Source organism: Flavobacterium sp. ov086, from assembly GCF_900187965.1.
Classification (GTDB): domain Bacteria; phylum Bacteroidota; class Bacteroidia; order Flavobacteriales; family Flavobacteriaceae; genus Flavobacterium.
On record NZ_FZNL01000004.1, the window covers coordinates 231,830 to 245,342 of the forward strand.

A 13,513-nucleotide genomic window follows, 5' to 3' on the forward strand; every position below is an offset into this window, starting at 1 on the left:
TTATTTGTAGCTTCTAACAGCAAGTTCGACTGATTCGAATACAAGAGGTTCTTTGTGTAATCTAGGATTCTGTGTTTTTCCTTTCCATTCCCAAGCCGAAACATAACAAAAATCTTTATCGTTTCGAACCGCTTCACCATCAATAGTTTGGTATTCTTCCCGAAAGTGTGCGCCGCAGGATTCCTCTCGTTGTAGGGCATCGTGACACATTAATTCAGCCAATTCGATATAATCAGCAATGCGTCCGGCTTTTTCGAGTTCGCTGTTTAGTGTATCGTCTCCGGTAATTAGAAGGTCTTTTTCAAAAGAATCTTTTAGTGATTTGATTTCGTTTAAGGCTTCTTCCAGTTTTTCTTTACTTCTCGAGAGTCCGCATTTTTCGTAAAGTAATCTTCCAATTTTTTTATGGAAATAATCGGTAGAAAGCGTTCCTTTACTATTTAAAAATTTATTTAGTTGTGTTCTTACCGAAGTTTCGGCTTCGTCAAAAGCAGGATGATTGATAGTTGGTTTTGGAGTATTTAATTCGCCTGCCAAATAATTTGGAATTGTATAAGGTGCAATAAAATAACCGTCTACACACGCCTGAAGCAATGAATTTGCGCCTAATCTGTTTGCTCCATGATCTGCAAAGTTGGCTTCTCCCAAGGCAAATAATCCCGGAATTGTGCTCATTAATTCATAATCAACCCATAGTCCACCCATCGTAAAATGTGCTGATGGCGAGATTAGCATTGGTTCTTTATAAGCATTGATTCCGGTAATCTTCTCGTACATCGCAAAAAGATTGCTGTATTTGGCTTCGATTTTATCTTTTCCCTGCGCTTTTATAGCATCCGAAAAGTCCAGATAAATAGCGTTTTTCATTGGTCCAACGCCATGTCCGGTATCAATTCTTTCTTTGGCAGCTCTCGACGAAATGTCTCTTGGCGCCAGATTTCCAAAAGAAGGATACTTGCGTTCTAAATAATAATCACGTTCTTCTTCAGGAATTGTATTTGGATTTCGGTCGTCTTTAGCGGTTTTCGGGACCCAGATTCGTCCGTCATTACGCAAAGATTCCGACATTAAAGTCAACTTAGATTGATTTTCGCCGTGTTGTGGCAGTGAAGTAGGATGAAACTGAATCCAGCTTACGCCTGCCATATAAGCGCCTTTTTTGTGCGCCCGCCAAATAGCCGAACTGTTACAACCCATTGCCAATGTAGACAAATAATATACTTTTCCGTAACCTCCGGAAGCCAATACAACAGCATCGGCAACATGACGTTCGAGTTCTCCGCTTTCCAGATTTCGGGCGATTATACCTTTTGCTTTTCCGTCTATCACAACCAATTCCAGCATTTCGTGGCGGGTATGCATGGCTACTTTTCCTAATGAAACCTGGCGTAATAAAGCCTGATAAGCGCCAAGCAAAAGTTGTTGTCCCGTTTGTCCACGGGCATAAAAAGTTCTGGAAACCTGAACACCTCCAAAGGATCGATTATTAAGATACCCGGCATATTCTCTGGCAAAAGGAACGCCTTGTGCAACGGCATGATCTATTAAATGCGCAGAACATTCCGCAAGACGGTAAACATTGGCTTCACGAGATCTAAAATCGCCGCCTTTTATGGTGTCGTAGAACATTCTAAAAGTACTGTCTCCGTCGTTTTTATAGTTTTTTGCAGCGTTAACTCCGCCTTGAGCGGCTACAGAATGCGCTCTTCTTGGTGAATCCTGAAAACAAAATGATTTGATATTATACCCTTGCTCTGCAAGTGACGCAGCGCATGAAGCTCCCGCAAGACCAGTTCCAACAACGATAATGTTTAACTTTTTTCTGTTGGCGGGATTTACTAGCTTGGCTTTTGCTTTATAATTATTCCATTTTTCTGCTAGTGGACCTTCGGGTATTTTTGAATCTATCATTTTTACTATGTTTAAAATGAATTTGTACACCGATTCTAAAAAGAAACGTAATTATAAGAGCATCTAATTTACTATAAAAAATCGGTTTTTTGTAAAGAAAAAACTATTTTTTGCTAATGGATATTGTTTTTTGAGCAATTATTACCGACGAATGGTAAATTATTACTTGATAAATTTTTCGACGTTCGGAATTTTTTCTAATGCTTTTGTGTTTTCTTCGAGAATTTTAGCTGCAGCTTCATTTATTTTTTTGGCTGGAATTGTTTTCCATTTGTCTATATTTTTTTCGAAGTCAGTATTAAATATTACTCTCGACAAATCCCTGATAACACAAAAAGCGGCAATCGAATGTCCGTTTTCGCTATCGTAATTCCCATTATTAATAAAAAACTGTATTCTTTTATACAGTCCATCTTCAGAGTAAAGTGACAACTCGGTTAATTTTCCCCTGTATTCTAAATCGGCAGAGCCAACGCCTTTTAATTTTGGAAATAACTTGTAATCGGCAAAGTGCCTGCCCTCATGACCAATATAACTCACTCTAAAGGTTTCTGATTTTAAATCGTATGATTTTTTCACACAGAATAACGCTTCTTTAGTTGCCCAGCCTGCAGGGTAATATCGTCCTAAAGTAGCATACTCGGCCCAGCCTAAGGTTACAAAATCATCCATAAAAAAAACTTTGACAGGAGTTTCTTTTCCATCATAATTAAGTTTGTAGATGGTATCTTTTTCTGTTTTCCAAACCAATAAATCATACAAAGCTCCTGTTTTTCCAAATCCTGTGGTATGGTAGCCTAAATCAGTGATGTATTTTTTTTGATAAACATTAATACTATCCTCGTTAAGCATTAAGTTTTTTGCAGATGGAAGATTGGCTTTAAGGAGATTAGAAACGTTTTTCATAATCAGAGTATCCGTTCTCTTTTCTTTATTTAAGAAAGAGAACCGCCAGTAATCTCTGTAAATTTTTAATAATTCGTCTATTTTTGATTTTCGGGTTTCCAAAAAATCGCTTTTGTCTTCTTTAAATTTAAATCGCTTTTCAAAATTGGTTTTGAATTTCAAGTCTTTTTGAGCTATTTTTTTGGTTGAATCAATTTCTAATAATGGTAATGCCTGTTTGGGATTTCCGTCCAATGCAAGTGAATAGATCTTGATATAATCGAATTTTATGCTATCATTTGAAGTAGTTTGAGCATTTATTTTCGAAAGTAAAAAGAGATTAAGAAGTAATGAAACTATTTTTAAGGTTCTCATAATAAAAAGTATAGGTTGATTTTACAATGACTTTTTTACTATAGAGACGTGTTTTTTGATTTTGTTACAGTTTTGTGTAGTATTTTATTAAAAATAAACCCGACAGTTTTCATCTCGAGGCTTCGGGCAATGCCATTAAGTTAAGCTTTTAGAAAATAAAATTATTGCAAATCAAATCCGTTTTTACCTGCGTTTTTACGAAGTAAATCTGTTTTATCCGCGTCAAAATTAGACGCTGATTTTACTGATTCGCTAAAGCGAAAACGCTGATAAAAACAGATTTTTCTAATTACTTTCTTGATTAAACTGTTAAGTGATTTTATAGATTTTCCCTTAACTTAATGATATTGGACTTGGGGACTGTCGGGTTTGGATTTTATGGAAATATTTAATGTCCAATGATTTCTTTTCGATGTAAAGTTCCCCATTCATTCAAAGCTCCAATAACATTATATAAAGTATGGCTGTGTTCTGTTCTTGCATATTCAACCGTTGGCGGAAAAGTATCGTACACCGTTCTGGTAACGAGTTTGTTTATCTCCAGATCTTTAAGTTCTTTCGAAAGCATTTTATCTGTAATTCCGTTTATGTCTTTAGAAATTTCCTTAAATCGTTTTGGTCTGTTTGATAAAGCAATTAAAATTGGCAGTTTCCATCTGCCGCTTAAAACTTCCAGTGCATCTCTTACCGGTAATAACGCTGCCAGACATTCTTCCGGTTGACCATTGCAGCCCATTTCTTTTGTTATTTCGCTCTTTGTTTTCATGTTTCTGGTGTTACTATCCTCAAGGATAGCGCTATCCTTGAGGATAGTACTATAAAATAGATAGCAAATGTATATAAGTTTGTATCATAAAACAAATAGTAATTCTATGAGCAAAAAGATTCTGAATATAGTAACAAGTATCAAAGGAGATGCTTCCTTTAGTAATAAATTATCAAACGCAGTTCTCGAAAAACTGACAAAAGAATATCCGGCAAGCGAAGTAAAAACTTTTGACCTTTCTAAAACACCTTTGCCGTATTTGAATGAGTTGCAGCTTAATGCATTTTATACTCCTGAAGAAGCACATACAACAGCTCAGTTAGAATCTATTAAACTTTCTGATGATGCCATAACAGATTTACTGGAAGCTGATGTGATCGTAATTGGTGTTCCTATTTATAATTTTGGAATTCCTGCATTATTAAAAGGATGGATCGATCAGGTGGCGAGAGCAGGAAAAACTTTTAGTTACGATGAGAATGGACCAAAAGGATTAATAAGCGGTAAAAAAGTTTATTTGTCTATTGCATCCGGCGCTGTATTTTCTGATGGACCTTATAAAAGCTATGATTTTGCAGAACCTTATTTACGTGTGGTTTTGGGCTTTTTAGGAATAACTGATGTAACAACTTTCCGCGTTGAAGGAACTTCTATTCCTGATTTTGCCGAAAATGCTTTGCCTAAAGCTTTGTCTGCAGTTCAGGAGTTTGCTTTCTAAATGGAAAATAAAAGTGCGAGAGTTGGACATTTTCGTATGTAGTGAACCCGACAGGTTTTCAAAACCTGTCGGGTTTGTCGCAGATTAGAATCTGAGTTGTCAAATCTTTGTCAAGGTTTTAAACTTTGACAAAGATAATTAGGCCTAATTATTATTTCTCAATAATCATAGTAACGCCTTGTCCGCCGGCAGCGCAAATAGAAATAAATCCTCTTCCCGAACCTTTTTCGTTTAGTAATTTTGCCATAACGCCAATTATTCTTCCGCCTGTTGCAGCAAATGGATGAGCTGCGGCAAGACTGCTTCCTTTTACATTTAATTTATTTCTGTCAATGGCGCCAAGAGGTCTTTTTAGTCCAATTTGAGCGCTTAGTTCCGGACTTTCCCAGATTTTTAAGGTTGCTAAAACTTGTGCGGCAAAAGCTTCGTGGATTTCATAATAATCAAAATCCTGTAAAGTTAAACCCGCTTTGTCAAGCATTCTGCTGGCAGCAAATAATGGCGCTAACAAAAGGTTCTGTTGGTTTTTGACGTACTCAATTGCTGCAATTTCAGCAAAAGAAATGTAGGCTAAGATTGGAAGACCTTGTTCCTTTGCCCATTCTTCACTCGCCAGAAGTATGCACGACGCACCATCTGTAAGCGGAGTGGAATTTCCGGCTGTAAGCGTTCCGTTTACTTTATCAAATGCAGGTTTTAATTTTGCCAGTTTTTCAATGGTGCTGTCTCTTCTAAGATTGTTGTCTTTTTCAAGTCCATTAAACGGAGAAATCATATCATCAAAAAAACCTTCGTCATAGGCTTTTGCCATATTCAAATGACTTTTGAGCGCGAAGTTATCCTGATCTTCACGGGAAATTTTATAATGTTTGGCTGTAATTTCAGTGTGACCACCCATCGAAAGTCCTGTTTGTGATTCTTCATTTTTAGGAACCAATGGTGATAAATCTTTCGGGCGTAGTTTTAGGAATAGCTTAATTTTTTCGCCTAATGATTTTGCCTGCCTGGCATTCAATAAAATCTTTCTGAGTTTTTCGCTCACCGCAATTGGCATATCACTAATAGAATCAACACCTCCGGCAATTCCGGAGTCTATTTGTCCCAAGGCAATTTTGTTGGCAATATAAATGGCACTTTCAATTCCGGTATCACAAGCTTGTTGTAAATCACAGGCTGGAGTTGCAGGATCGAGAGAAGTTTTCATGACACATTCTCTAATCAGATTATTGTCATAGGTATGTTTAATTACTGCACCTCCGGCAACTTCACCTAACAATTTACCTTCGAGTTTGTATTTAGAGATAAGTCCGTTTAAGGCAGCAGTCATCATTTCTGTATTTCCAACTTCGGCGTAAGCTGTATTTGCTCTTGCAAACGGAATTCGATTATAACCAACAATGGCTACTTTTCTAACTGTATTGTTCATAGTGTATCGCTTAATGCTAGCCCACGAATGACGCGGATTCAACAGATTTTTACTGATTTGTTTTCTTCCTGATAGTTATCAGAATGAGTTCATTCTAGATTTCTTAAAAAAAGAACCCGCGAAAATCGGTTTAATCCGTATAATCCGCGGGCAAATATGTTTATCCTTTACGTATCAAGGGAATCACTTTTGAACCTATAAGTTCAATCGCATTCATTAACTGAGTGTGTGTAAGTCCTGCGTTATCCATTTGAAATGTAAATCTTGAGATTCCCCCAAGTGCTTCGCCGTGTTTTAAAATTTTCTCGGCAACACGTTCCGGACCTCCTACAATAAGAACACCAAGATCGTCGATAAGTCCGTCAAATTTGGCTTTTGTAACGGGTGGCCAACCGCGTTCGAGTCCTAATTTTGTCCAAAGTTCAGCATAACCCGGATAATATTCTTCGATTGCTTTTTCGGTGGTTGTTCCAACAAAACCTGGTGAATGTATTCCAACTTTAAGTTCTTCGGGTTTGAAACCTGCAGCTTTTCCGGCTTCACGGTACAAATCAATTAAAGGGCGGAAACGATGTGTTTGACCTCCAATAATAGCGACCATTAAAGGTAAACCAAGACTTCCGGCTCTGACAAAAGATTCGGGAGTTCCACCAACACCAAGCCAAACCGGCAATTTTTCCTGTAATGTTCTTGGATAAATTGGAAGATTATTCAAAGCAGGGCGAAATTTTCCTGACCATGTTACAAATTCATTGTCTCTGATTTGCAGAAACAGTTCTAGTTTTTCTTTAAAAAGTGCATCGTAATCATTCAGATTAAATCCGAAAAGGGGATAAGCTTCAATAGAAGATCCACGGCCTACGACGATTTCTGCTCTTCCTTTCGAAATTAAATCAAGTGTTGCAAAGCTTTGGTAAACCCGCACAGGATCAGCTGCACTTAATACCGAAACGGCACTGGATAAACGAATGCGACTTGTTTTTGCGGCAGCGGCACTTAAAATCACAACTGTAGCCGAATCTAAAAACTCTTTTTTATGATGTTCTCCAATTCCAAAAACGTCAAGTCCGGCCTGATCTGCCAGCTCAATTCTTTGCAGTAATTGTTCCATTGCATCAACACTGCTCAAGGTGTTGTTGTCTCCGTACATTGCCGAAGCAAAACTGTCTATTCCTATTTCTATCATATAGTAAAGATATTAAATTTTCTTTTTTCTCTTTCCTCAAAAAATAGAATTAAATGCCAAGATTCTTCCAATAATTGATTTTATAGTGATTATGATTAATTACGATGCTTTCAATTTTGTTACTTAATATTTAAATTACGGGTTTTAAAAAACTCTGGATTAATGATATGAATATCTGTTCTGTTTTTCGGAATATTTGGCATATCGTGACCAGGAAATACTATGAATTCGGGCATTTTTGTTTCTAAATTTCTAATATTGTTTCTGTTTTGTGCAGCTTTGGCGGGCTGGGTTGGTAATCTTTCAACATCATTAGATTTAAGCCAGTCATCGTGTACTACAGCATCTCCGCTTAGTAAAACTGGACCTTGATTTAAAGTTACTAAAAGCATTAAATCACTATCTGTATGACCTGGTTTTTCTATTAATTGTATCGTTTTATCACCAAACAAATCGTATGATTTTCCTAGCGAAGAATTACTTTCTTTAAATGAAGAAGCTGCTGTAAACCTGGTAAGACTTCCTTCTTTGGTATTTGCTTTACTATTCATGATTAATACTGCATTTTTAAATGCATCGACTGTTCCTATATGGTCATCATGAAGATGCGAAATAGCCAAATATTTAATATCTTCAGGCTTTATCCCGAGTTGTTTGATTTGATTAAAAGCCAGCATTTCTAACTTAGATTTACTTTCAAATAAAAAAGACATCGGAAATCCTAAACCATTTTGACCTTCAAGGGCTACTTTCTCTGATATTCCGGAATCAAATAAAACATATCCAAACTTTGGATGTTTGATTAAATAAATCGGGCATGGTCTCCATTTTTTATAAGTAGGACTAAGTGCTTTTGCCATTCGGTTAAATCCGGTGTTAAAAACATACAATTCGATACCCGAATTTTTAGAAAATGCTTCAATTTTAATCTCCTGATTTTCCCCAATAATAGTAGTTGGCTGATATTTGATTCCAATCGAAATTCCAAAAGAAATAACAATCAATATAATAGCTGCGATTCGTATAATAATAGCATACCAATTAAGTTTTGTATCAATTTTAGGCATCTGTTGATTATTCAAACTTAATATCAAAATACAAATAAGAAGTGCCAATATAGGAGCATGCGGGATATATTGGAAGAGAATTGTCCATAAAAGCGATAACAAAACAGGCAGTAAGTAAACATACTTTTTCCATTTTGAATGATCTTGCTCTTTTGATTTATAGGCAATTATTGTAAATAAGAGAAGTAAGATTGTAATTGCCGGAACTTCAATATAAATAAAGAATATTTCACGGGCATATATGGTTAAATATTCACTTGCCCAATAAATTAACACATTGGCGCTTAAAGCAATTGATGTAATTAGTAATGCACTATTTTTAAGCCACTGCTGGCGAATAAAACTACTAGTCCAAATTGCGATGAGTAAAGAAAAATAGACTAAAACAAAATAATGTCCATATTTAAAATATTCTTGCGGCATGTTTAAAGTTGACTTTACCGGTTCGTCCAGTAATGCATCTTTAGCCAGGAAGGTTGTCAGGAAATTTGATATTGCACAATCCTGACTGCCATTCCAGATTCGGGATTGAATGGGAATTAGAAATAGATTTAAAAGAATTCCCAGAGCGCTTGCTATAATTGTTATTCTTTCACTAATTAATCGTTTCATCTTTTGTCATTTTGATATTAAAATTATCTGACAAAAAAACAATGATAAAAGAACACTTGCATTTACATATGTAAAGGAATAACTAGTATTTACTGATATACTATTTGGGATTATGATACCATTTTACCCAAAAACGATAAGGAGAATTAATAAAAAATACTGTTTTATCTAATGTGAAAATCCAAAAGAAACACTTGTCAAAATAATCAAAATAACGATTAATGTGATTATTACATACAGGTAATCTTTTTCTAAAAGGAAAGAAAATAAAGAAAGTAATACACGGAAAACGGGCGTTAGAAAGAGTAAAATAATTCCAACAAAAATTAAAGATTCTCCATTTCCCTGAATTGCACCTTTATAAATAGCCGAAATTACTTCGAATATATTGCGGTCATTTTCATGAAATACCGAGTAGTCTTCTATATCTGAGCTGTGTCCTAATAAATAAACGATTCCACCAATAAAAGCCACAGACAAAGAAGTCCAGACACCGTAGCGCAATAAATTTCCAATGATGGTTTGAAAATCTTTTTCTCCAAATTTTTCGTTTTGCATAACCTTATATTTTTCCATTAATTCCGTTATAAATCATATTCACTGCAAGTACAAAAATCAGGCAGGCAAAAAATACTCGTAGTTTTTTAGGATTTGTTCGCACTAATACTTTGGCTCCGGCCATAGCTCCAAACAAGACTCCAATCACGACAGGCATACAAATTCCGGGTTCGATATAACCTTTTTGAATATAGATTACAGAACTCGCCATTGCCGTAACACCCATCATAAAATTACTGGTTGTAGTAGAAACTTTAAACGGAATTCGCATGATATTATCCATTGCAATCACTTTAAAAGCGCCAGAACCAATCCCTAATAATCCGGACATCATTCCGGCGATTCCCATCATACCAAAACCACCAACGACATTTTTGGTTCCATAACTTACTACTTCACCATCGTGTGTGGGATAAGTTCCGCTTAATCGTAGTTTTTTGGCTAACGGACTTGATTCTAAAACGATATGCTCTTCTTTTTTTCGAAGAGAATTAATAGCTGAGAAAATTAAAGTAAGTCCAAATAATATGGCTATAAAGGATGTTGGTGCAATTGTAGAAAGTAACGCTCCGCAAACGGCTCCAATTGTTGTAGCAATTTCGAGAAAGATTCCTAAACGCATATTTGTGATTCCTTCTTTTACATAAGCCGAAGCTGAACCAGAAGAAGTTGCAATTACAGAAACCAAAGCGGCACCAATTGCATAATGAATATCGACATTAAGAATGACTGTTAGAAGCGGAATAATTATGATTCCGCCACCTAAACCTGATAATGAACCAATAAAACCTGCTAAAAAAGCACCAAGAATCATAATCAGCGTAAATGTAAGTACAGTCATTCGAATAAATTTTGTTTTGGCTAATTTACGAATTGATATTTTCTGGTGAAAAGTTTAGGAGCTTAAAAAATCCTTAAAAAGTAAAATAGCAAACAGGCGAAGCAATTTTACAAATTATCCGAAATGGAATTGATGTAAATTAGTGTAATTTGGGGCAAAAATTATACGCATACCATAATAAAGACCAAATTCTTAAATCGAGACTTTAAGAGTTCATCTCTATAATTTTTTGTACACTGCTAATGAAAATTTCAGTGTTCTTAACTTCGTGTTTAATGGATAGATCATAATCAGTTAGTTTAAACTGCTGGATTATGTCTTTCTTTAAATATTTTATCATTGATTCAATACTTCGGGTATCGTTTTCCTGTTGTCTTGTTAAGTCTCTCTGTTTACTTTCAAGATATTGTAAACTCCTTTTTAATCGTTGAATGTTTAATTTTTCCAATCTTTTTGCTTTATTAAAATTTACTAAAAAAACAATAATATGGAGAATAATTAAGGCTTAAGGTGTTTTAAAACGACTAAAATTTATGCTTAAACACAGTCAGGAATAGAATATCTCCGATAATGCCCGTAATTTGCAGATTTAGTTTTTGTAAACTTTTATATAATTTAAGAAAAAAGTTATAAAATTCCCATGTTTTGGATTTAGGTGATTGGAAATGTTTGGTTTAAGAATATCACAAAAAAAAAGAGACAGTATTAAACTGCCTCTTTTTGATACCGTTAGTAATATTATTTACCAAGATATTTTCTTACCGCTGCTGTAGTATGACCTACTGCTTTAACTGCTTCACGCAATTTAGTTTCAGTAATTCCTAACTCTTTACACCAGTAGTCAACCTCCCATGCTTCAGTAAGACTAATTTTACTGGCATCTTGAGGTCTTTTCTTTTTTAAATCATCAGACATAATATAAAAGTTGATTATTATTTAGCTGATTTTACTCCAGCACATGAGTTTTCAATGTAAAACAAAGATTGCCCTTTAATAATCAGCTACTTTATGGAAATCCATAATCGCATTAGATTTATTCTAAAAATATAACAACAAAAAAAGCTCCCAAAAGGGAGTTTTTTTGAAACTTATTTTTTCTGAATTTTATATTTTCCTAAACTTATTATCAAATGCAAAAGAAGTTCTTTCAATGGTAGAAAGTAATAATGCCGCTGCAGAACTTGTTAGAACTGAATAATCAAACGGAGCTTTTATAGAAACCGAAATCGCCATACTTAAAGCAAAAAGCAGCATTAATCCTGAAGTTCCAAAAGCTGCGATTCTGGTTTTGAATCCGATGATTAAGAAGATACCGAATACAATTTCGAAAAAGGTAGCCAAAGTGCCTAATATTCCCGCCAGAGATTTACTTGCAAAAGAGTTTAGCGTTTGGGTATAGGCAATAAAATTTTCCCAGTTTCCCCATGCTACTCCCGGATTTCCGGGCGCGCCCCAAAGTCCAAAACGATCTGCAACCGCAGATAACATGGTGATTCCTAAAACGATCCTTAAAATTAAACCGGCTTGTGGTATTGTTATATTTTTCATTTGGATAAATTTTTTATGTAAAAGTAAAAAGATGTTGGGTAACTTTGTGAGCCAATTTGCACAAAAACCACAGCCCAGATGTTACCGTATAAATCTTTAATTCAAATCGATCGCCAATCGCCAATCACACTTTATATACAAGTGTGTAATACTTTTATTTCGTTGATTACTAATGGAACACTGAAACCGTCAGATGTGTTGCCAAGTTCTCGTGTTTTATCAGAGTTAATTGGGATTAACAGAAATACGGTTAAGTTGGCTTATGAAGAATTAATAAGCCAAGGTTGGGCAGAATCTGTAGATCGAAAAGGAGTTTTTGTACTTTCGAAATTGCCGATAATTTCAAAAGTAAAATTGCCGGAAATCAATAATAGCCAGTTTCAGGAAGGTTTTTCATGGACGAATAACTTTGAGAAAGAATTGGCTTTGTCGGCTAAAATTATTCATAAAGACCCTATGGTTATAGATGATGGTTTCCCCGATGTTCGCTTGGCGCCAATAGACCAATTGATGCGGGAATACCGAAGTTTATCCCGAAAGTTTTACGGCAAAAATTTCCTGAAATACGGCAGTACAATGGGGTCTGAAAATCTTCGTATTGCGATTTGCAATTATCTCTCTAATACGCGTGGTTTAGTGGTTTCGCCCGAAAATATTATTATTACAAAAGGCAGTCAAATGGGAATTTATCTGGCGTCGCAGTTAATTCTAAATCCAAATGATACGATTGCTGTTGGTGTTTCGAGTTTTATAACTGCCGATGATACTTTTAAATATCGTGGCGCAAATTTAGAACGGATTCCGGTGGACGATAACGGAATGGATGTTGATTATTTGCAGGAAGTCCTGAAACACAAAAAGATAAAAGCAGTTTATATTATTCCGCATCACCATTGCCCAACGGGCGTAACAATGAGTATGGAGCGCCGCTTAAAACTACTGAATCTGGCCAAAGAATATCGTTTTGCAGTTATAGAAGACGATTACGATTTTGATTTTCATTACGATAACAAACCTTATTTACCTTTAGCAAGTATCGATCACAATCAGAATGTGATTTATATAGGATCGATTTCAAAGACTTTTGCACCCGCTTTGCGAATTGGTTTTATGGTTGGACCTCCTGCGTTTATTGAAGCTACAGCATCCTTAAGAAAAATGATTGACAGACAAGGTGATACTCTTCTCGAAGAAGCTTTTGCAATAATGTTTGAAAATGGAGAAATGGAAAGGCATTTTAGAAAATCATTAAAAATCTACAAACAACGCCGAAATCATTTTTGTGAACTTCTGACTTCTGATTTTAAAGATGAAATAGATTTCAGGATTCCGGAAGGCGGATTGGCAGTTTGGGCAAATTTTAAGGAAAATATCGATTTAATAAAAATGTCTGATGAAGCTTCTAAAAAAGGGCTTTCGATTAGTAACGGCAATTTTTATAAAAACGATAATTTCTCTCCAAATGCAATTCGAATGGGATTTGCTTCTTTGACCGAAATTGAAATGGAAAAAGCATTAGCTATTCTGAAAAACGTACTTCAATAAGACTTCTGGACCACTATCGATTTTAGAATTGGGGTATTTTACATTCTGATCACTAGCCTAATTTTGTACAAAAAC

The 13,513-nt window shown here is 35.4% G+C and carries 12 protein-coding genes; 2 read left to right on the top strand and 10 right to left on the bottom strand.

The features are described from left to right. The 3 genes from CHB81_RS06550 to CHB81_RS06560 form a co-directional block, all read right to left on the bottom strand. Complete coding sequence (locus tag CHB81_RS06550) at window positions 1-1,911, bottom strand: fumarate reductase/succinate dehydrogenase flavoprotein subunit (RefSeq protein ID WP_089351088.1); 1,911 nt, start codon at window positions 1,909-1,911, stop codon at window positions 1-3. A gap of 162 nt (window positions 1,912-2,073) precedes the next feature. Next, window positions 2,074-3,171, bottom strand: coding sequence for a hypothetical protein (locus tag CHB81_RS06555; RefSeq protein ID WP_089351089.1), 1,098 nt, complete (start codon window positions 3,169-3,171; stop codon window positions 2,074-2,076). 388 nt (window positions 3,172-3,559) lie between these two features. Beyond that, a complete protein-coding gene (locus CHB81_RS06560; RefSeq protein WP_089351090.1) occupies window positions 3,560-3,937 on the bottom strand; it encodes a helix-turn-helix domain-containing protein in 378 nt (125 codons plus the stop codon). Window positions 3,938-4,043: 106 nt separating this feature from the next. Here CHB81_RS06560 and CHB81_RS06565 point away from each other — a divergent pair, with 106 nt between their 5' ends. Further along, window positions 4,044-4,655: an FMN-dependent NADH-azoreductase gene (locus CHB81_RS06565; protein ID WP_089351091.1), complete on the top strand. Its 612-nt coding sequence runs from the start codon at window positions 4,044-4,046 to the stop codon at window positions 4,653-4,655. A 151-nt stretch (window positions 4,656-4,806) separates the two neighbouring features. Here the strand turns inward: CHB81_RS06565 and CHB81_RS06570 are convergent, their stop codons facing one another. From CHB81_RS06570 to CHB81_RS06605, 7 genes are all read right to left on the bottom strand, one after another. Continuing rightward, window positions 4,807-6,081 carry an acetyl-CoA C-acetyltransferase gene (locus tag CHB81_RS06570; protein ID WP_089351092.1) on the bottom strand — a complete coding sequence of 425 codons (1,275 nt, stop codon included), beginning with the start codon at window positions 6,079-6,081 and terminating at the stop codon, window positions 4,807-4,809. A gap of 160 nt (window positions 6,082-6,241) precedes the next feature. Then, window positions 6,242-7,264 carry an LLM class flavin-dependent oxidoreductase gene (locus CHB81_RS06575; RefSeq protein WP_089351205.1) on the bottom strand — a complete coding sequence of 341 codons (1,023 nt, stop codon included), beginning with the start codon at window positions 7,262-7,264 and terminating at the stop codon, window positions 6,242-6,244. 122 nt (window positions 7,265-7,386) lie between these two features. Further along, window positions 7,387-8,946: an MBL fold metallo-hydrolase gene (locus tag CHB81_RS06580; RefSeq protein WP_089351093.1), complete on the bottom strand. Its 1,560-nt coding sequence runs from the start codon at window positions 8,944-8,946 to the stop codon at window positions 7,387-7,389. A 168-nt stretch (window positions 8,947-9,114) separates the two neighbouring features. Further along, window positions 9,115-9,504 (bottom strand): DUF1634 domain-containing protein, encoded by a 390-nt coding sequence (locus CHB81_RS06585; RefSeq protein ID WP_254920992.1) that lies wholly within the window; start codon window positions 9,502-9,504, stop codon window positions 9,115-9,117. A 4-nt stretch (window positions 9,505-9,508) separates the two neighbouring features. After that, window positions 9,509-10,345: a sulfite exporter TauE/SafE family protein gene (locus CHB81_RS06590; protein ID WP_089351095.1), complete on the bottom strand. Its 837-nt coding sequence runs from the start codon at window positions 10,343-10,345 to the stop codon at window positions 9,509-9,511. Window positions 10,346-11,083: 738 nt separating this feature from the next. Further along, complete coding sequence (locus CHB81_RS06600) at window positions 11,084-11,260, bottom strand: DUF3606 domain-containing protein (RefSeq protein WP_089351097.1); 177 nt, start codon at window positions 11,258-11,260, stop codon at window positions 11,084-11,086. Between the two features lie 189 nt (window positions 11,261-11,449). Next, window positions 11,450-11,893, bottom strand: a complete 444-nt coding sequence (locus CHB81_RS06605) for a DoxX family protein (RefSeq protein WP_089351098.1) — start codon at window positions 11,891-11,893, stop codon at window positions 11,450-11,452. 78 nt (window positions 11,894-11,971) lie between these two features. Here CHB81_RS06605 and CHB81_RS06610 point away from each other — a divergent pair, with 78 nt between their 5' ends. Then, window positions 11,972-13,438 carry a PLP-dependent aminotransferase family protein gene (locus tag CHB81_RS06610; RefSeq protein ID WP_089351099.1) on the top strand — a complete coding sequence of 489 codons (1,467 nt, stop codon included), beginning with the start codon at window positions 11,972-11,974 and terminating at the stop codon, window positions 13,436-13,438. Window positions 13,439-13,513 lie beyond the last annotated feature (75 nt).